Origin of the sequence: Streptomyces sp. NPDC097619, assembly GCF_040302735.1 — a bacterium.
Taxonomy (GTDB): domain Bacteria; phylum Actinomycetota; class Actinomycetes; order Streptomycetales; family Streptomycetaceae; genus Streptomyces.
In genome coordinates this window covers 1-18,376 of sequence record NZ_JBEOSD010000070.1, presented here as the reverse complement: position 1 = coordinate 18,376, position 18,376 = coordinate 1, and the positions used below count along the sequence as shown (strand labels likewise).

The following is an 18,376-nucleotide window of genomic DNA, read 5'->3' as shown; positions in this document are numbered from 1 at the left end:
CGACGGGGGAGGGCGGCTACTCGCCGCGCCCCCGGAGGAGATAACGTTCCCGCATCGGTTGGGGCCCTGCGAGGACGCACGGGCGCGGGACGAAAGTGGCACCGTATGCAGCAGGCAGTGGGGGGATGGGGACCGGCCGGGCCCCCTCCCGGCGCCCAGGGGTCCCCGACGGGACCGCACACCACCGGCTGGACCGCTCCGCCGGTCCCCGAGCCGGCCGTCCACCCCGGCGGGCCCGGACCGGCCGGCACCACCCTGGCCGTGCTCCTCATCGGCCCCGCGGGCGCGGGCAAGACCACCGTGGCCCGGCACTGGGCCGCCTCTCGGCAGGTCCCCACCGCCCACGTCAGCCTCGACGACGTCCGCGAATGGGTCTGCTCCGGCTTCGCCGACCCCCGCTCCGGCTGGAACTCCCACTCCGAGGCCCAGTACCGGCTGGCCCGCCGCACCTGCGGCTTCGCCGCCCGGAACTTCCTGGCCAACGGCATCTCCTGCATCGTCGACGACGCCGTCTTCCCCGACCGCCCCGCCGAGGGCCTGGGCGGCTGGAAGCGTCACGTCGGCCCCGGACTGCTGCCCGTGGTGCTGCTGCCCGGCCTGGAGATCGTCCTGGAGCGCAACGCCGAACGCCAGGGCACCCGCCGCCTCCCCGACGAGGAGGTGGCCCGCATCCACGGCCGCATGGCCGGCTGGTACGGCTCCGGCCTCCCCATCATCGACAACTCCCACTACGACGTGCCCACCACGGCCCGCGCCCTCGACGAGGCCCTGGCCCGCGCCCTGGCCGCGATGCCCCCACCGGGCCGGTAGGCCGCGCGCGGCCGTGGCGGGAGGGGCCGCGGCCCCGTCCGGACGCGCTCGACGCGCCGGGTCGGAGCACCGCTCGTAGGCTCGGACGCATGTCAGAGGTGTACGCCGCGCGCCGCGGCCGGCTGCGTGACCGCTGCTCCGCCTCCGGGAGCCCGGCCGCACTGGTCTCGCGCCCCGCCAACGTCCGTTACCTCACCGGGGCCGCTCCCCGGGGGGCCGTGCTCCTCCTCGGTCCGCAGGGACCCGAGGAGGACGTGCTGTACTGCGCGAGCACCCCGGGGGAGGATCCCGCCGAGGGCCGCCTGGACGAGCACCTGACGTGCGCGGTGCTGCCCGCGCCCGGGGCCGACCCCGCGGTCGCTGCGGCCGACGCCGCCGCGGCGGCCCGCGCCGAGGGCCTCGCGGTGGAGGAGCACCACCTCACCGTGGCGCGGCACCGCGCCCTGCTGTCGGTCGCCCCCGGCCTGCGGCTCACCGGGCTGGGCACGGCGGTCGAGCAGCAACGGCTGGTCAAGGACGAGGAGGAGATCTCCTGCCTCCGGATCGCCGCCGAGATCGCCGACCAGGCCCTCGGGGAGCTCCTCGAATCCATCCTGGTCGGGCGGACCGAACGGCACCTCGCCCTGGAGCTCGAACGCCGCCTGGTCGACCACGGGGCGGACGGGCCGGCCTTCACCACCTCCGTCGGGACCGGCCCGCACTCCGGCCGGCTCGGCCACCGGCCCACCGACCGGCGGGTGGAGGAGGGCGACTTCCTCTCCGTGTGCCTGGGCGCCGACTACCGCGGCTACCGCTGCGAGATCGGGCGCACCTTCGTCATCGGCACCACCCCGGCGGACTGGCAGATCGAGCTCTACGAGCTGGTCTTCGCCGCCCAGCGGGCCGGACGGGAGGCCCTGTCGCCGGGGGCCGCGTACCGGGACGTGGACCACGCTGCCCGTCAGGTGCTGGACTCCGCCGGGTACGCGGAGAGCCTCGCTCCGGTCATGGGACACGGGGTGGGACTCGAAATCCGGGAGGACCCGCAGCTTGCACCTGCCGCAATGGGTAAACTGGACGCTTGCGTGCCGGTCACCGTCGAACCGGGGGTCCACCTCCCGGGCCGGGGCGGAGTCCGGATTGCTGACACGCTCGTCGTACGCCCTGAGGCGGACGGCGGACCCGAGCTACTCACCATTACGACCAAGGAGCTGCTCGCGCTCTAGCTCCGCTGTGCGCGCACCCTCGGTCTTTCAGTCCAGGAGATTTGGCAACCGTGGCTTCCACGAACGACCTCAAGAACGGCATGGTGCTCAAGCTCGACGGGGGCCAGCTCTGGTCCGTCGTCGAGTTCCAGCACGTCAAGCCCGGCAAGGGCCCGGCCTTCGTGCGCACCAAGCTCAAGAACGTGCTGTCCGGCAAGGTCGTCGACAAGACCTTCAACGCGGGTGTGAAGGTCGAGACGGCCAACATCGACCGCCGCGACATGCAGTTCTCCTACATGGACGGCGAGTACTTCGTCTTCATGGACATGGAGACCTACGACCAGCTGATGGTCTCGAAGGCCGCCGTCGGCAACTCCGCCAACTTCCTGATCGAGGGCTTCACCGCCTCCGTCGCCCAGCACGAGGGCGAGGTGCTGTACGTCGAGCTCCCGGCCGCGGTCGAGCTCACCATCCAGCACACCGACCCGGGCGTCCAGGGCGACCGCTCCACCGGTGGCACCAAGCCCGCCACTCTGGAGACCGGCCACGAGATCCAGGTCCCGCTCTTCATCACCACCGGTGAGAAGATCAAGGTCGACACCCGCACCAGCGACTACCTCGGCCGGGTGAACAGCTAACCGTGGCCGCCCGGAGCAACGCGCGCAAGCGCGCCTTCCAGATCCTCTTCGAGGCCGATCAGCGCGGGGTCCCCGTGCGCGAGGTCCTCGCGGACTGGATCCGGCACGCGCGGACGGACGACCGGCAGCCGTCGGTCGCCGCGCACACCATGGACCTCGTCGAGGGGTACGCCGGCAAGGTGGACCGCATCGACGAGCTGATCGCCACGTACGCGGTGGACTGGGACCTGGACCGCATGCCGGTCGTGGACCGGAACATCGTGCGGCTGGGCGCCTACGAGCTCATCTGGATGGACGACACCCCGGACGCCGTGGTGATCGACGAGGCCGTCCAGCTGGCCAAGGAGTTCTCCACCGACGACTCCCCGTCCTTCGTGAACGGCCTCCTGGGTCGCTTCAAGGACCTCAAGCCGAGCCTGCGCCGGGGCGAATAGCCCTCGGCCGAAGGCCCACGGTCGTGCCCGAAGGGGCCGTGACGCGTCCGCGCGTGACGGCCCCTTCGGCGTACCCGGCGGGCCCCGAGGAACAGCCGGGTGACGGGCCCGGCGGAGCGAGGGGAAAACGGAACCGCCGGGGCGGAACCCGAAGGTTCCGCCCCGGCGGCACGTTTCTGCAGTGGTCTGCCCCGGGACGAACCCGGTGCTGCTCCGGGACGGGCCCGGTGCGGCTCAGATCTCCTCGTGGGCGACCGCGCGGCGGGCGTCCGCGTCCAGCACGCCCCAGCTGATCAGCTGCTCGGTGAGGACGGAGGGGGACTGGTCGTAGATCACGGCGAGGGTGCGCAGGTCGTCCTGACGGATCGACAGCACCTTGCCGTTGTAGTCGCCGCGCTGGCTCTGGATGGTGGCCGCGTAACGCTGGAGGGGGCCGGCCTTCTCGGCGGGCACGTGGGCCAGGCGCTCCAGGTCCAGGCGCAGCTTCGGCGGGGGCTCGGCCGCTCCGCCCGGGGTCGTGCCCGGCAGGAGCTCCTGCACCGGCACCCCGTAGAAGTCCGCCAGCTCGGCGAGGCGCTGGACCGTGACCGCGCGGTCCCCCCGCTCGTACGAACCGACCACGACCGCCTTCCAGCGGCCCTGGGACTTCTCCTCGACACCGTGGAGGGAAAGGCCCTGCTGGGTGCGGATCGCGCGGAGCTTTGCCCCGAGCTGCTTGGCGTATTCGCTGGACATAACGCTCCCGGACGCTGTGACGCTGTGACGACGTGGACACTGCGGCTACATGACACTGTGGCCGCACAGGTGTGCGGCTCCGCCGCGCGGCTGGTAACTCACTGTGAGGTTACGCAGCGTTACGTGGATGCGTCAAGCCGAATGGTGATCGGCTCCCTCCGCCGGGAGGGTGCCGCGCCCTTGTCCGAAACCGCCGCGGAACCCCTTCCGGCGGTTCATGCACGGGCCCCGGCCCGGCCCGGCGCCACCCGCCGGACGGGTGAACCGGAACGCGCCTGCTAGGGTGGTGGGCGAAGAACCGGCCGTCCGCGGCCGGAGCAGAAGACGTCCTTTAAGAGCCGTCCCGTGAGGCGGAGAAGGAGGTCCCTCGATGGACACCCAGACTTCCGATGCGGCCCGCCCCGTCCTGGAGGCCCCCGACATCGCGCGGGTACTGACCCGCATCGCCCACGAGATCGTCGAACGCGCCAAGGGCGCCGACGACGTGGTGCTCCTCGGCATCCCCACGCGCGGGGTCCACCTCGCCCGTCGGATCGCCGCCAAGCTCGAAGAGATCACCGGTGCCAAGATCCCGGTCGGCTCCCTCGACATCACCATGTACCGCGACGACCTGCGGATGAAGCCGGCGCGCGCCATCGGCCGCACCGAGATCCCCGGCGACGACATCGACGGCCGCCTCGTGGTCCTCGTCGACGACGTCCTCTTCTCCGGGCGCACCATCCGCGCCGCCCTCGACGCCCTCGGCGACCTGGGCCGCCCCCGCGCCGTGCAGCTCGCCGTCCTGGTCGACCGGGGCCACCGCGAGCTCCCGATCCGCGCCGACTACGTCGGCAAGAACCTCCCGACGTCGCTGCGGGAGACGGTCAAGGTCCAGCTCGACGAGGAGGACGGCCGCGACGCCGTGCTGCTCGGCCAGCGGACCGCACCGGCAGACGCGCACTAGCCCGTCCGGAGCAAGGGACCCGCACGTCCGGCCGTCACCCGGCCCCTGACGCGCGCGGGCCCCGCTCCGCCCTGCCCGCTTCCGCACCAGCCGCCCCTCCCCACCCACGGAGCACCCAGATGAAGCGTCACCTCATCTCGGCCGCCGACCTCTCGCGCGACGACGCCGTCCTCATCCTCGACACCGCCGAGGAGATGGCCCGGATCGCGGACCGGCCGATCAAGAAGCTGCCCACCCTGCGCGGCCGCACGATCTGCAACCTCTTCTTCGAGGACTCCACCCGCACCCGGATCTCCTTCGAGGCGGCCGAGAAGCGGCTCTCCGCCGACGTCATCAACTTCGCCGCCAAGGGCTCCAGCGTCTCCAAGGGCGAGTCCCTCAAGGACACCGCCCAGACCCTGGAGGCCATGGGCGTGGACGCGGTGGTCATCCGCCACGGCTCCTCCGGCGCCCCCTACCGGCTGGCGACCTCCGGCTGGATCGACGCCCCCGTCATCAACGCCGGCGACGGCACCCACCAGCACCCCACCCAGGCCCTGCTGGACGCCTTCACCATGCGCCGCCGCCTGGTCGGCAAGGACGCCCTCGGGCAGGACCTCGCCGGCAAGCGCATCACGATCGTCGGCGACGTCCTGCACAGCCGGGTCGCCCGCTCCAACGTGGACCTGCTGCACACCCTCGGCGCCGAGGTCACCCTGGTGGCCCCGCCCACCCTGGTCCCCGTCGGCGTGGAGACCTGGCCCTGCGCGGTCAGCTACGGCCTCGACGAGGTGCTGCCGAAGTCGGACGCGGTGATGATGCTGCGTGTGCAGCGCGAACGCATGAACGCCGCCTTCTTCCCGACCGAGCGCGAGTACTCCCGGCGCTACGGTCTCGACGGCGAGCGCATGGCCAAGATGCCCGAGCACGCCATCGTCATGCACCCCGGTCCCATGGTCCGCGGCATGGAGATCACCGCCGAGGTCGCCGACTCCGACCGCTGCACGGTCGTCGAGCAGGTCGCCAACGGCGTCTCCATCCGGATGGCCGTCCTCTACCTGCTGCTCGGAGGCTCCGAGCCCGCCGTCACCATCACCAGCACGCCCCGCACCGAGGAGACCAAGTAATCATGAGCACGATCCTTATCCGCGGCGCGAAGGTCCTCGGCGGCGAGGCGCAGGACGTCCTGATCGACGGCGAGACCATCGCCGAGGTCGGCACCGGGCTCTCCGCCGAGGGCGTGGACACCGTGATCGAGGCCGCCGGCCAGGTGCTGCTGCCCGGCCTGGTGGACCTCCACACCCACCTGCGCGAGCCGGGCCGCGAGGACTCCGAGACCGTGCTGACCGGCACCCGCGCCGCGGCCTCCGGCGGCTACACGGCCGTCTTCGCCATGGCCAACACCTTCCCCGTGGCCGACACCGCCGGCGTGGTCGAGCAGGTGTGGCGACTCGGCAAGGAATCCGGCTACTGCGACGTGCAGCCCATCGGCGCCGTCACCGTGGGCCTGGAGGGCAAGCAGCTCGCCGAGCTGGGCGCCATGCACGAGTCCGCCGCCCAGGTGAAGGTCTTCTCCGACGACGGCAAGTGCGTGGACGACGCGGTGATCATGCGCCGCGCCCTGGAGTACGTGAAGGCCTTCGGCGGGGTCGTCGCCCAGCACGCCCAGGAGCCCCGCCTCACCGAGGGCGCCCAGATGAACGAGGGCATCGTCTCCGCCGAGCTCGGCCTGGGCGGCTGGCCCGCCGTCGCCGAGGAGTCGATCATCGCCCGCGACGTGCTCCTCGCCGAGCACGTCGGCTCCCGCGTGCACATCTGCCACCTCTCCACGGCCGGCTCCGTCGAGATCGTGCGCTGGGCCAAGTCCCGCGGCATCGACGTCACCGCCGAGGTCACCCCGCACCACCTCCTCCTCACCGACGAGATGGTCCGCACCTACGACCCGGTGTACAAGGTCAACCCGCCGCTGCGCACCGAGCGCGACGTGCTCGCCCTCCGCGAGGCCCTGGCCGACGGCACCATCGACATCGTGGCCACCGACCACGCCCCGCACCCGCACGAGGACAAGGACTGCGAGTGGGCCGCCGCCGCCATGGGCATGGTCGGCCTGGAGACCGCCCTCTCGGTGGTGCAGCGGACCATGGTGGAGACCGGACTGCTGGACTGGGCGGGCGTCGCCGACCGGATGTCCGCCGCCCCGGCCCGGATCGGCCGTCTCGAAGGGCACGGTCGTCCCGTCTCGGCAGGTGAACCCGCGAACCTCACCCTGGTCGACACCTCGTACCGTGGTGTCGTGGACCCCGCACACTTCGCCTCCCGCAGCCGCAACACCCCCTACGAGGGCCGCGAGCTGCCGGGACGCGTCACCCACACCTTCCTGCGGGGCCGCGCAACGGTCGTGGACGGGAAACTCGCGTGACACCTGCAGTGATCCAACTGGCCGCCGAGGCCGCCGAGGCCGCCGAACGACGGTCGGCGGAGGTGACGGACTGGGGTGCCCGCATCGCGTGGGTGATCGGTCTGCTCGTCTTCATCGCCTTCGTCTACTGGCTGATGCGGCAGGGCTGGAAATGGCGCGGCGCGCTCCAGGGCGACCTGCCCGAGCTGCCCGTCGCGCCGGACGGACTTCCCGAACACCGGCTGGCGCTCACCGGCCGCTACCACGGCTCCACCACCGCCGGACAGTGGCTGGACCGGATCGTGGCCCACGGCCTCGGGGTCCGCAGCCGCGTCGAGCTGACCCTCACCGACGCGGGGCTCGACGTGGTCCGTCCGGGGGCCGGGGACTTCTTCGTACCGGCCGCGCAGCTGCGTGGCGCCCGCCTGGACAAGGGCATCGCGGGCAAGGTGCTCACCGAGGGCGGTCTGCTCGTCGTCACCTGGGCGCACGGCGACAAGCTGCTCGACTCGGGATTCCGCTCCGACCGCGCGGCCGAGCACGCCGCCTGGGTCGAGGCCATCAACTCCATGAACACAACCATCACGACGGAAGGCGCCGCACGATGACGACCTCCACCAGGGGAGCTGTGAAAGCTCCCGCCGTACTCGTCCTGGAGGACGGACGCGTCTTCCGCGGCCGCGCCTACGGAGCCGTGGGGGAGACCTTCGGCGAGGCCGTGTTCTCCACCGGCATGACCGGCTACCAGGAGACCCTGACCGACCCGTCGTACCACCGCCAGGTCGTCGTGATGACCGCCCCGCACGTGGGCAACACCGGCGTCAACGACGAGGACCCCGAGTCCTCGCGGATCTGGGTCTCCGGCTACGTGGTCCGCGACCCCGCCCGCGTCCCGTCCAACTGGCGCTCGGTGCGCACGCTGGACGAGGAGCTGGAGCGGCAGGGCGTCGTCGGGATCTCCGGCGTGGACACCCGCGCCCTCACCCGCCACCTGCGCGAGCGCGGCGCCATGCGCGTCGGCGTCTTCTCCGGCGCGGCCCTGGCCGGCGCCGACGACGCGGCCCTGCTGGCCAAGGTGCAGGCGCAGCCCCAGATGAAGGGCGCCGACCTGTCCGCCGAGGTCGCCACCAAGGAGACCTACGTGGTCCCCGCGATCGGCGAGAAGAAGTTCACCGTCGCCGCCGTGGACCTCGGCATCAAGGGCATGACCCCGCACCGGATGGCCGAGCGCGGCATCGAGGTGCACGTGCTGCCCGCCACCGCCACCGCCGAGGACGTCTACGCGGTGGACCCGGACGGCGTCTTCTTCTCCAACGGCCCCGGCGACCCGGCCACCGCCGACCACCCGGTCTCCGTGATGCGGGAGGTCCTGGAGCGGAAGACCCCGCTCTTCGGCATCTGCTTCGGCAACCAGATCCTCGGGCGCGCCCTGGGCTTCGGCACCTACAAGCTGAAGTACGGCCACCGCGGCATCAACCAGCCCGTGCAGGACCGTACGACCGGCAAGGTCGAGGTCACCGCCCACAACCACGGGTTCGCCGTCGACGCCCCGCTCGACAGGGTCTCCGACACCCCCTACGGCCGCGCCCAGGTCTCCCACGTCTGCCTCAACGACGACGTGGTCGAGGGCCTCCAGCTGCTCGACCAGCCGGCCTTCAGCGTCCAGTACCACCCCGAGGCGGCCGCGGGCCCGCACGACGCCGCGTACCTCTTCGACCGCTTCGTTTCCCTGATGGAGGCCGATCGTGCCTAAGCGCACCGATATCCAGTCCGTCCTGGTCATCGGCTCCGGCCCGATCGTCATCGGCCAGGCCGCGGAGTTCGACTACTCCGGCACCCAGGCCTGCCGCATCCTCAAGGCCGAGGGCCTGCGGGTCATCCTGGTGAACTCCAACCCGGCGACGATCATGACCGACCCGGAGATCGCCGACGCCACCTACGTCGAGCCGATCACCCCCGAGTTCGTCGAGAAGATCATCGCCAAGGAGCGCCCCGACGCCCTCCTGCCCACCCTGGGCGGCCAGACCGCGCTGAACACCGCGATCTCCATGCACGAGCAGGGCGTGCTGGAGAAGTACGACGTGGAGCTCATCGGCGCCAACGTCGAGGCCATCAACAAGGGCGAGGACCGCGACCTCTTCAAGGGCGTCGTCGACGCCGTCCGCGCCAAGATCGGCCACGGCGAGTCCGCCCGCTCGGTGATCTGCCACTCCATGGAGGACGTCCTCGCGGGCGTCGACACCCTCGGCGGCTACCCCGTCGTCGTCCGCCCCTCCTTCACCATGGGCGGCGCCGGCTCCGGCTTCGCGCACGACGAGGACGAGCTGCGCCGCATCGCGGGCCAGGGCCTCACGCTCTCCCCGACCACCGAGGTGCTCCTGGAGGAGTCCATCCTCGGCTGGAAGGAGTACGAGCTGGAGCTGATGCGCGACAAGGCCGACAACGTGGTCGTCGTCTGTTCCATCGAGAACTTCGACCCGATGGGCGTCCACACCGGCGACTCCATCACCGTCGCCCCGGCGATGACGCTCACCGACCGCGAGTACCAGCGCCTGCGCGACATCGGCATCGCGATCATCCGCGAGGTCGGCGTCGACACCGGCGGCTGCAACATCCAGTTCGCGATCGACCCCGAAGACGGCCGCGTCATCGTCATCGAGATGAACCCGCGCGTCTCCCGCTCCTCCGCGCTCGCCTCCAAGGCCACCGGCTTCCCGATCGCCAAGATCGCCGCCAAGCTGGCCATCGGCTACACGCTGGACGAGGTCCCCAACGACATCACCGAGAAGACCCCGGCCTCCTTCGAGCCGACCCTCGACTACGTCGTCGTCAAGGCCCCCCGCTTCGCCTTCGAGAAGTTCCCGCTGGCCGACGCCACCCTCACCACCACCATGAAGTCGGTGGGCGAGGCCATGGCCATCGGCCGCAACTTCACCGAGGCCCTCCAGAAGGCCCTGCGCTCCCTGGAGAAGAAGGGATCCCAGTTCACCTTCGTCGGGGAGCCGGGCGACAAGGCCGAGCTGCTGGACCTCGCGGTGCGCCCCACCGACGGCCGCATCAACAGCGTGATGCAGGCCATCCGCGCCGGCGCCACCCCGGAGGAGGTGTTCGCGGCCACGAAGATCGACCCCTGGTTCGTGGACCAGCTCTTCCTGATCAAGGAGATCGCGGACGAGCTGGCCGCCGCCGAGAAGCTCCACCCCGAGCTGCTCGCCGAGGCCAAGCGCCACGGCTTCTCCGACGCCCAGATCGCCGAGATCCGCGGCCTGCGCGAGGACGTCGTCCGCGAGGTCCGGCACGCCCTGGGCGTCCGCCCGGTCTACAAGACCGTGGACACCTGCGCCGCCGAGTTCGCCGCGAAGACCCCGTACTTCTACTCGTCCTACGACGAGGAGACCGAGGTCGCCCCCCGCGAGAAGCCCGCGGTGATCATCCTGGGCTCCGGCCCGAACCGCATCGGCCAGGGCATCGAGTTCGACTACTCCTGCGTCCACGCCTCCTTCGCGCTCAGCGAGGCGGGCTACGAGACCGTGATGGTCAACTGCAACCCCGAGACCGTCTCCACCGACTACGACACCTCCGACCGGCTCTACTTCGAGCCGCTCACCCTGGAGGACGTCCTGGAGATCGTGCACGCCGAGTCCCTGGCGGGCCCGATCGCCGGCGTGGTCGTCCAGCTCGGCGGCCAGACCCCGCTCGGCCTGGCCCAGGCCCTCAAGGACAACGGCGTGCCCGTGGTCGGCACCTCCCCGGAGGCCATCCACGCCGCCGAGGACCGCGGCGCCTTCGGTCAGGTCCTGGCCGAGGCCGGCCTGCCCGCCCCCAAGCACGGCACCGCCACCACCTTCGCCGGTGCGAAGGCCATCGCCGACGAGATCGGCTACCCGGTGCTGGTCCGCCCCTCGTACGTGCTCGGCGGCCGCGGCATGGAGATCGTCTACGACGAGACCCGGCTGGAGTCCTACATCGCCGAGTCCACCGAGATCTCCCCGACCCGCCCCGTGCTGGTCGACCGCTTCCTCGACGACGCCATCGAGATCGACGTGGACGCCCTCTACGACGGCCACGAGCTCTACCTCGGCGGCGTCATGGAGCACATCGAGGAGGCCGGCATCCACTCCGGCGACTCGGCCTGCGCCCTGCCCCCGATCACCCTCGGCGGCTACGACATCAAGCGGCTGCGCGCCTCCACCGAGGCCATCGCCAAGGGCGTCGGCGTCCGCGGACTGATCAACATCCAGTTCGCCATGGCCGGGGACATCCTCTACGTGCTGGAGGCCAACCCGCGCGCCTCCCGCACCGTGCCCTTCACCTCCAAGGCCACCGCGGTCCCGCTCGCGAAGGCCGCCGCCCGCATCTCCCTCGGCGCCACCATCGCCGAGCTGCGCGCCGAGGGCCTGCTCCCGAAGACCGGCGACGGCGGCACCCTGCCGATCGACGCGCCGATCTCCGTCAAGGAGGCCGTGATGCCGTGGAGCCGCTTCCGCGACATCCACGGACGCGGCGTGGACACCGTCCTCGGCCCGGAGATGCGCTCCACCGGCGAGGTCATGGGCATCGACGCCGTCTTCGGCACCGCCTACGCCAAGTCCCAGGCCGGGGCCTACGGCCCGCTGCCCACCAGCGGTCGCGCCTTCATCTCGGTGGCCAACCGCGACAAGCGCTCGATGATCTTCCCGGCCCGCGAGCTGGTCGCCCACGGCTTCGAGCTGATGGCCACCTCCGGCACCGCCGAGGTGCTGCGCCGCAACGGCATCAACGCCACCGTGGTGCGCAAGCTCAGCGAGGGCGAGGGCCCGGACGGCGAGAAGACCATCGTCCAGCTCATCCACGACGGCCAGGTCGACCTGATCGTCAACACCCCGTACGGCACCGGCGGCCGCCTCGACGGCTACGAGATCCGTACGGCGGCCGTGGCCCGCAGCGTGCCCTGCCTCACCACGGTCCAGGCGCTCGCCGCCGCCGTGCAGGGCATCGACGCCCTCAACCGCGGCGACGTGGGCGTCCGCTCCCTCCAGGAGCACGCGGAGCACCTGACCGCGGCCCGCGACTAGCAGCCCGTACGAAGCAGGGGGACACCGGCGGCAGGCCGGCGGTGTCCCCCTCTTCATGACCGCACAAGGGATATACCGGACATGTACTCACTGCTGTTCCGCCTGGTCTTCACCAAGATGGACCCCGAGAAGGCGCACTACCTCGTCTTCCGGTTCATCCGGGCCGCGGCCGCCACCCCGGTGCTGCGCACCTTCGTCGCCGCCGTCCTCGCACCCCGCTTCACCGCCCTGCGCACCGAGGCCCTGGGCCTGCGCTTCCACGGCCCCTTCGGTCTCGCCGCCGGCTTCGACAAGAACGCCGTCGCCGTGGACGGCATGGCCATGCTCGGCTTCGACCACGTCGAGATCGGCACCGTCACCGCCCAGGCCCAGCCCGGCAACCCCAAGAAGCGGCTCTTCCGCCTGGTCCCCGACCGCGCGCTGATCAACCGCATGGGCTTCAACAACGAGGGCTCCGCGGCCGTCGCCGCCCGCCTGGCCGCCCGCAACCCAGTCTTCAAGACCGTGGTCGGCGTCAACATCGGCAAGACCAAGGTCGTCCCCGAGGCCGAGGCCGCCGCCGACTACGTCACCTCCACCGAGCGCCTGGCCGGCCACGCCGACTACCTCGTGGTCAACGTCTCCTCCCCGAACACCCCCGGCCTGCGCAACCTCCAGGCCACCGAGTCCCTGCGCCCCCTGCTGACCGCCGTCCGCGAGGCCGCCGACCGCACCGTCACCCACCGCCGGGTGCCCCTGCTGGTCAAGATCGCCCCCGACCTGGCCGACGAGGACGTGGACGCGGTCGCCGACCTCGCCCTGGAACTCGGCCTCGACGGCATCATCGCCACCAACACCACCATCGCCCGCGAGGGCCTGGGCCTGACCTCCGACCCGGCCCTGATCAAGGAGACCGGCGGCCTCTCCGGCGCCCCCGTCAAGGCCCGCTCCCTGGAGGTCCTGCGCCGCCTCTACGCGCGCGTGGGCGACCGCATCACCCTGATCGGCGTCGGCGGCATCGAGAACGCCGAGGACGCCTGGCAGCGCATCCTCGCGGGCGCCACCCTGGTCCAGGGCTACAGCGCCTTCATCTACGAGGGCCCCTTCTACTGCCGCGCCATCAACAAGGGCCTCGCCGCACGCCTGGCCACCAGCCCGTACGCGACCCTGGCCGAGGCCGTGGGCGCCGACACCCGGAAGGCCGCCCAGTGACCGCTCCCGCCCCCACCGCCCCCTTCGGAGCCCGCCTGCGGGCCGCCATGGACGACCGCGGCCCGCTGTGCGTCGGCATCGACCCGCACGCCGCCCTGCTCGACTCCTGGGGCCTCTCCGACGACGTGACGGGCCTGGAGACCTTCTCCCGCACCGTCGTGGAGGCCCTCGCCGACCAGGTGGCCGTCTTCAAGCCGCAGGCCGCCTTCTTCGAGCGCTTCGGCTCCCGCGGCATCGCCGTCCTGGAGCGCACCGTGGCCGACGCCCGCGCCGCGGGCACCCTGGTCCTCATGGACGCCAAGCGCGGGGACATCGGCTCCACCATGGCCGCCTACGCCGAGACCTTCCTGCGCCCGGGCTCCCCCCTCTTCTCGGACGCCCTGACCGTCTCCCCGTACCTCGGCTACGGCTCCCTCAAGCCGGCCGTGGACCTGGCCCGCGAATCCGGCACCGGCCTCTTCGTGCTCGCCCTGACCTCCAACCCGGAGGGCGCCGAGGTGCAGCGCGCGGTCCGCGAGGACGGCCGCGGCGTCGGCGCCACCATGCTCGCCCACCTGGCCGCCGAGAACGCCGGCGCCGAGCCCATGGGCTCCTTCGGCGCGGTGGTCGGCGCCACCCTGGGCGACCTGTCCTCCTTCGACCTGGACATCGACGGCCCGCTGCTCGCCCCCGGCATCGGCGCCCAGGGCGCCACCGCCGCCGATCTGCCGAAGGTCTTCGGCGCGGCCGTGCGCAACGTGGTCCCCAACGTCTCCCGCGGGGTCCTCCGGCACGGCCCCTCCGTCGCGGCGCTGCGCTCCTCGGCCGCCGCCTTCGCCGAGGAGATCCGCGAGGCGGTCGCGGCCTGATCCGCCGGTGCCTGCCGGGGGGTCGCCGATCGGTGACCCCCCGGAAGGCACCGCGGGAACGTCGCTGCTCATCGGGCCGGCGGGGTCGGGCTGGGATGTCGGGGTCGACCCCGGGCGGGTGAAAACTCAGCGGATTCTCATATTCCGGGATGTCGGAAGGTCGTTCCCCCGCACCCCTTGACCAATTCCTCACCCAAATCCAGTGTGAATTGTCTGTGATGTACGGTTCAGTCGAGGCTGACCAGGACTTTTCGTCCGTTCTCGCTGACTGGAGCGGCCTTGGCCGCTAGTCTCCGACCCAGAGCGAACAAGCGCACCCGTGCTTTTCCGCTCGCCCGGTGTGGTGCCATCGCGGCCCCGACAGGTTCCGCAAGGCTCCTCGCCGGTCCTCATCCGACAGTTCGACATCCGAGGTGACGTAGGCGTGGCTCTTCCGCCCCTTACCCCTGAACAGCGCGCAGCCGCGCTCGAAAAGGCCGCCGCGGCTCGCCGGGAGCGGGCCGAGGTGAAGAATCGACTCAAGCACTCCGGCGCCTCGCTCCACGAGGTGATCAAGGCGGGCCAGGAGAACGACGTCATCGGCAAGATGAAGGTCTCCGCCCTGCTGGAGTCCCTGCCCGGCGTGGGCAAGGTCCGCGCCAAGCAGATCATGGAGCGCCTCGGCATCTCCGAGAGCCGTCGTGTGCGCGGTCTCGGTTCCAACCAGATCGCCTCGCTGGAGCGGGAGTTCGGCGGCGCCGGCGCCTGAGGCGTCGCCCGAAGTTCCCTTCGTGTTCCCGGGCAGTCCCGGGAACCGGGATAATCGCTCCATGGCAGCAGAGGTTCGTCCGCGGCTGACCGTGCTCTCCGGCCCCTCCGGGGTGGGCAAGAGCACGGTCGTCGCGCATATGCGCAAGGTCCACCCCGAGGTCTGGCTCTCCGTGTCGGCCACCACCCGCAAGCCGCGGCCCGGTGAGAAGCACGGCGTCCAGTACTTCTTCGTCAACGACGACGAGTTCGACAAGCTGATCGCCAACGGCGAGCTGCTGGAGTGGGCCGAGTTCGCGGGCAACCGCTACGGCACCCCCCGCAGCGCCGTGCTGGAGCGGCTGGAGCGCGGCGAGCCCGTGCTCCTGGAGATCGACCTGCAGGGCGCGCGCCTGGTGCGCGAGTCCATGCCGGAGGCGCAGCTGGTCTTCCTCGCGCCGCCGAGCTGGGAGGAGCTGGTCCGCCGCCTCACCGGGCGCGGCACCGAACCCCCCGAGGTCATCGAGCGCCGCCTCGAAGCGGCCAAGGTGGAGCTCGCGGCCGAGGCCGAGTTCGACACCACCCTTGTCAACACCTCCGTCGAGGATGTAGCACGTGAGCTGCTAGCCTTGATGCTCCAGCCGTCCGGGGGATGACCCCTGTCCCGATCACGGGATCCGGCTGACAGATCTTTCACCCATCTTCGGAAGGTAGAGCGTGTCCTCTTCCATCACCGCGCCCGAGGGCATCATCAACCCGCCGATCGACGAGCTGCTCGAGGCCACGGACTCGAAGTACAGCCTCGTGATCTACGCGGCCAAGCGGGCGCGTCAGATCAACGCGTACTACTCCCAGCTCGGCGAGGGCCTGCTGGAGTACGTCGGCCCCCTGGTGGACACCCACGTCCACGAGAAGCCGCTGTCGATCGCGCTGCGCGAGATCAACGCCGGTCTGCTGACCTCCGAGGCTATCGAGGCCCCGGCCCAGTAGGCCCGGCAGCACACCTCACCACAGGCCCGGCAGGGGTCGCCCCCGCGTACAGCGCGGGGGAGCGGCTGCCGGGCCTGTGGTGTGTCATGAGTACCGGTCGGACCGGAGAGCACGGATGCGGGGAGAAGCAGTGGACAAGCCCAAGGTGGTCCTCGGGGTCAGCGGCGGGATCGCCGCGTACAAGGCGTGCGAGCTGCTGCGGCGGCTCGCGGAGTCCGGACACGACGTCCGGGTGGTCCCCACCGAGTCCGCCCTCCACTTCGTCGGCGCGGCCACCTGGGCCGCCCTCTCCGGCCACCCGGCGGAGACGGGCGTCTGGGAGACCGTGCACGAGGTCCCGCACGTACGGATCGGGCAGGGCGCCGACCTGGTGGTCGTGGCCCCCGCCACCGCCGACGTGCTCGCCAAGGCCGCCCACGGCCTCGCCGGGGACCTGCTGACCAACACCCTCCTCACGGCCCGCTGCCCGGTGGTCTTCGCCCCGGCCATGCACACCGAGATGTGGGAGCACCCGGCCACCCAGGAGAACGTGGCCACCCTGCGCCGTCGCGGCGCCCTGGTCATCGAGCCCGCGGTGGGCCGGCTGACCGGGAAGGACACCGGCAAGGGGCGGCTGCCCGACCCGGAGGAGATCTTCGAGGTCTGCCGCCGGGTGCTGGCCCGGGGCGCCGGCGCCGAGCGGGACCTGGTCGGCCGCCACGTGGTGATCAGTGCCGGCGGGACCCGGGAGCCCCTGGACCCGGTGCGCTTCCTCGGCAACCGTTCCTCCGGCAAGCAGGGCTACGCCCTGGCCCGTACCGCCGTGGCGCGCGGGGCCCGGGTCACCCTGGTCTCCGCCAACACCGCCCTGCCCGACCCGGCCGGGGCGGACGTGGTCCGGGTGGGCACCGCCCTCCAGCTCCGGGAGGCCGTTCTGAAGGCCGCCGCGGACGCAGACGCGGTGGTCATGGCCGCCGCCGTCGCCGACTTCCGGCCCGCGGTCTACGCCACCGGGAAGATCAAGAAGGCGGAGGGGCGGGAGCCGGCCCCTGTGGAGCTGGTGCGGAATCCGGACATCCTGGCGGAGGTGTCGGCCGAGCGGGCCCGCCCCGGGCAGCTCGTGGTCGGCTTCGCCGCCGAGACCGACGACGTGCTGGCCAACGGTCGGGCCAAGCTGCTCCGCAAGGGGTGCGACCTGCTCGTGGTCAACGAGGTCGGCGAGGCGAAGACCTTCGGATCGGAGGAGAACGAGGCCGTGATCCTCGGCTCCGACGGCTCCGAGACGGCCGTCCCGCACGGTCCCAAGGAAGACCTGGCCGACCTGCTCTGGGACCTCGTCGCCCCCCGACTTGCCTGAGCGGAGCGCCCAGTTGGCCGAGTGGTGCCGAGCACCCGGACCCGCCCGTCCGGGGGCCCGGCAGCCCTTGTCCGGCCGGACGGCCCGGGGTCAGAATGGAGTGCCGCAGGTCACAGCCCTCCCACAGGGCGAGACATGTGGCCCGGCGACCTGCCGTGACCGATAAGGTAGCCGTGGCACCTCCCCGGGCGCAGCCTCCGGTACGGTGCCGACAAATGATCAGCCAGCAGCCGCTGCAACCCCAGGGAGCGATGTGTCCCGCCGCCTGTTCACCTCGGAGTCCGTGACCGAGGGCCACCCCGACAAGATCGCTGACCAGATCAGCGACACGATCCTCGACGCGCTCCTGCGCGAGGACCCGACCTCCCGCGTCGCCGTGGAGACCCTGATCACCACGGGTCTCGTGCACATCGCGGGCGAGGTGACGACGAAGGCCTACGCGCCGATCGCGTCGCTGGTCCGCGAGAAGATCCTGGAGATCGGCTACGACTCCTCGAAGAAGGGCTTCGACGGCGCCTCCTGCGGCGTCTCCGAGTCCATCGGCGCGCAGTCCCCGGACATCGCCCAGGGTGTCGACACCGCGTACGAGAAGCGGGTCGAGGGCGACGAGGACGAGCTGGACAAGCAGGGCGCCGGCGACCAGGGCCTCATGTTCGGTTACGCCACCGACGAGACCCCGAACCTGATGCCGCTGCCGATCGAGGTGGCGCACCGCCTCTCGCGCCGCCTGGCCGAGGTCCGCAAGAACGGCACCATCCCGTACCTGCGCCCCGACGGCAAGACCCAGGTCACCATCGAGTACGACGGTGACAAGCCGGTCCGCCTCGACACGGTCGTCGTCTCCTCGCAGCACGCCTCGGACATCGACCTGGACTCGCTGCTCGCGCCCGACATCCGCGAGTTCGTCGTCGAGCACGTGCTGAAGCAGCTCGTCGAGGACGGCATCAAGCTGGAGACCGAGGGCTACCGCCTGCTGGTCAACCCGACCGGGCGCTTCGAGATCGGCGGCCCGATGGGCGACGCCGGCCTCACCGGCCGCAAGATCATCATCGACACCTACGGCGGCATGGCCCGCCACGGTGGCGGCGCCTTCTCCGGCAAGGACCCGTC

18 protein-coding genes are annotated in these 18,376 nt (G+C 71.6%); 17 read left to right on the top strand and 1 reads right to left on the bottom strand.

Features of this window, described 5'->3' with window-relative positions; translation table 11 throughout:
* Positions 1–105: 105 nt before the first annotated feature.
* The 4 genes from ABTZ17_RS20080 (at position 106) to nusB (ending at position 3,066) form a co-directional block, all read left to right on the top strand.
* Positions 106–810, top strand: coding sequence for an AAA family ATPase (locus ABTZ17_RS20080; RefSeq protein ID WP_502994752.1), 705 nt, complete (start codon positions 106–108; stop codon positions 808–810).
* A gap of 89 nt (positions 811–899) precedes the next feature.
* Positions 900–2,015, top strand: a complete 1,116-nt coding sequence (locus tag ABTZ17_RS20075; RefSeq protein ID WP_352197003.1) for an aminopeptidase P family protein — start codon at positions 900–902, stop codon at positions 2,013–2,015.
* A gap of 50 nt (positions 2,016–2,065) precedes the next feature.
* Complete coding sequence (efp, locus tag ABTZ17_RS20070; protein WP_352197002.1) at positions 2,066–2,632, top strand: elongation factor P; 567 nt, start codon at positions 2,066–2,068, stop codon at positions 2,630–2,632.
* A 2-nt stretch (positions 2,633–2,634) separates the two neighbouring features.
* Positions 2,635–3,066: a transcription antitermination factor NusB gene (gene nusB / locus ABTZ17_RS20065; protein WP_352197001.1), complete on the top strand. Its 432-nt coding sequence runs from the start codon at positions 2,635–2,637 to the stop codon at positions 3,064–3,066.
* Between the two features lie 234 nt (positions 3,067–3,300).
* On the opposite strand, the gene bldD is transcribed toward nusB, so the two are convergent.
* The gene (bldD, locus tag ABTZ17_RS20060) at positions 3,301–3,801 is read right to left on the bottom strand and encodes a transcriptional regulator BldD (RefSeq protein WP_226733476.1); all 501 of its coding nucleotides are present in this window, start codon (positions 3,799–3,801) and stop codon (positions 3,301–3,303) included.
* A gap of 370 nt (positions 3,802–4,171) precedes the next feature.
* Here bldD and pyrR point away from each other — a divergent pair, with 370 nt between their 5' ends.
* The 13 genes from pyrR to metK all read left to right on the top strand — a co-directional run.
* Positions 4,172–4,744, top strand: coding sequence for a bifunctional pyr operon transcriptional regulator/uracil phosphoribosyltransferase PyrR (gene pyrR / locus ABTZ17_RS20055; RefSeq protein ID WP_352197000.1), 573 nt, complete (start codon positions 4,172–4,174; stop codon positions 4,742–4,744).
* Between the two features lie 119 nt (positions 4,745–4,863).
* Positions 4,864–5,850: an aspartate carbamoyltransferase catalytic subunit gene (locus ABTZ17_RS20050; RefSeq protein WP_352196999.1), complete on the top strand. Its 987-nt coding sequence runs from the start codon at positions 4,864–4,866 to the stop codon at positions 5,848–5,850.
* Positions 5,851–5,852: 2 nt separating this feature from the next.
* Complete coding sequence (locus ABTZ17_RS20045; protein WP_352196998.1) at positions 5,853–7,142, top strand: dihydroorotase; 1,290 nt, start codon at positions 5,853–5,855, stop codon at positions 7,140–7,142.
* Positions 7,139–7,729, top strand: a complete 591-nt coding sequence (locus ABTZ17_RS20040) for a PH-like domain-containing protein (RefSeq protein WP_352196997.1) — start codon at positions 7,139–7,141, stop codon at positions 7,727–7,729. The genes ABTZ17_RS20045 and ABTZ17_RS20040 overlap by 4 nt, the downstream gene beginning before the upstream one ends.
* Positions 7,726–8,874, top strand: a complete 1,149-nt coding sequence (gene carA, locus ABTZ17_RS20035) for a glutamine-hydrolyzing carbamoyl-phosphate synthase small subunit (protein ID WP_352196996.1) — start codon at positions 7,726–7,728, stop codon at positions 8,872–8,874. The genes ABTZ17_RS20040 and carA overlap by 4 nt, the downstream gene beginning before the upstream one ends.
* Complete coding sequence (gene carB / locus ABTZ17_RS20030) at positions 8,867–12,175, top strand: carbamoyl-phosphate synthase large subunit (RefSeq protein ID WP_352196995.1); 3,309 nt, start codon at positions 8,867–8,869, stop codon at positions 12,173–12,175. Before carA ends, carB begins: the two co-directional genes overlap by 8 nt.
* 81 nt (positions 12,176–12,256) lie before the next feature.
* A complete protein-coding gene (locus tag ABTZ17_RS20025; RefSeq protein WP_352196994.1) occupies positions 12,257–13,366 on the top strand; it encodes a quinone-dependent dihydroorotate dehydrogenase in 1,110 nt (369 codons plus the stop codon).
* On the top strand, positions 13,363–14,214 hold the full coding sequence (gene pyrF, locus ABTZ17_RS20020) for an orotidine-5'-phosphate decarboxylase (protein ID WP_352196993.1): 852 nt from the start codon (positions 13,363–13,365) through the stop codon (positions 14,212–14,214). The genes ABTZ17_RS20025 and pyrF overlap by 4 nt, the downstream gene beginning before the upstream one ends.
* Before the next feature lie 424 nt (positions 14,215–14,638).
* Positions 14,639–14,962 (top strand): integration host factor, encoded by a 324-nt coding sequence (locus tag ABTZ17_RS20015; protein ID WP_352196992.1) that lies wholly within the window; start codon positions 14,639–14,641, stop codon positions 14,960–14,962.
* Positions 14,963–15,023: 61 nt separating this feature from the next.
* A complete protein-coding gene (gene gmk / locus ABTZ17_RS20010; protein WP_352196991.1) occupies positions 15,024–15,596 on the top strand; it encodes a guanylate kinase in 573 nt (190 codons plus the stop codon).
* A 61-nt stretch (positions 15,597–15,657) separates the two neighbouring features.
* Positions 15,658–15,930 carry a DNA-directed RNA polymerase subunit omega gene (rpoZ, locus tag ABTZ17_RS20005; RefSeq protein ID WP_004948662.1) on the top strand — a complete coding sequence of 91 codons (273 nt, stop codon included), beginning with the start codon at positions 15,658–15,660 and terminating at the stop codon, positions 15,928–15,930.
* Between the two features lie 115 nt (positions 15,931–16,045).
* Entirely contained in the window at positions 16,046–17,266 is a 1,221-nt protein-coding gene (gene coaBC, locus ABTZ17_RS20000; RefSeq protein WP_352196990.1) for a bifunctional phosphopantothenoylcysteine decarboxylase/phosphopantothenate--cysteine ligase CoaBC, read from the top strand.
* Between the two features lie 253 nt (positions 17,267–17,519).
* Positions 17,520–18,376 (top strand): methionine adenosyltransferase (gene metK, locus ABTZ17_RS19995; RefSeq protein WP_352196989.1); only part of this gene is annotated, 857 nt, incomplete at its 3' end.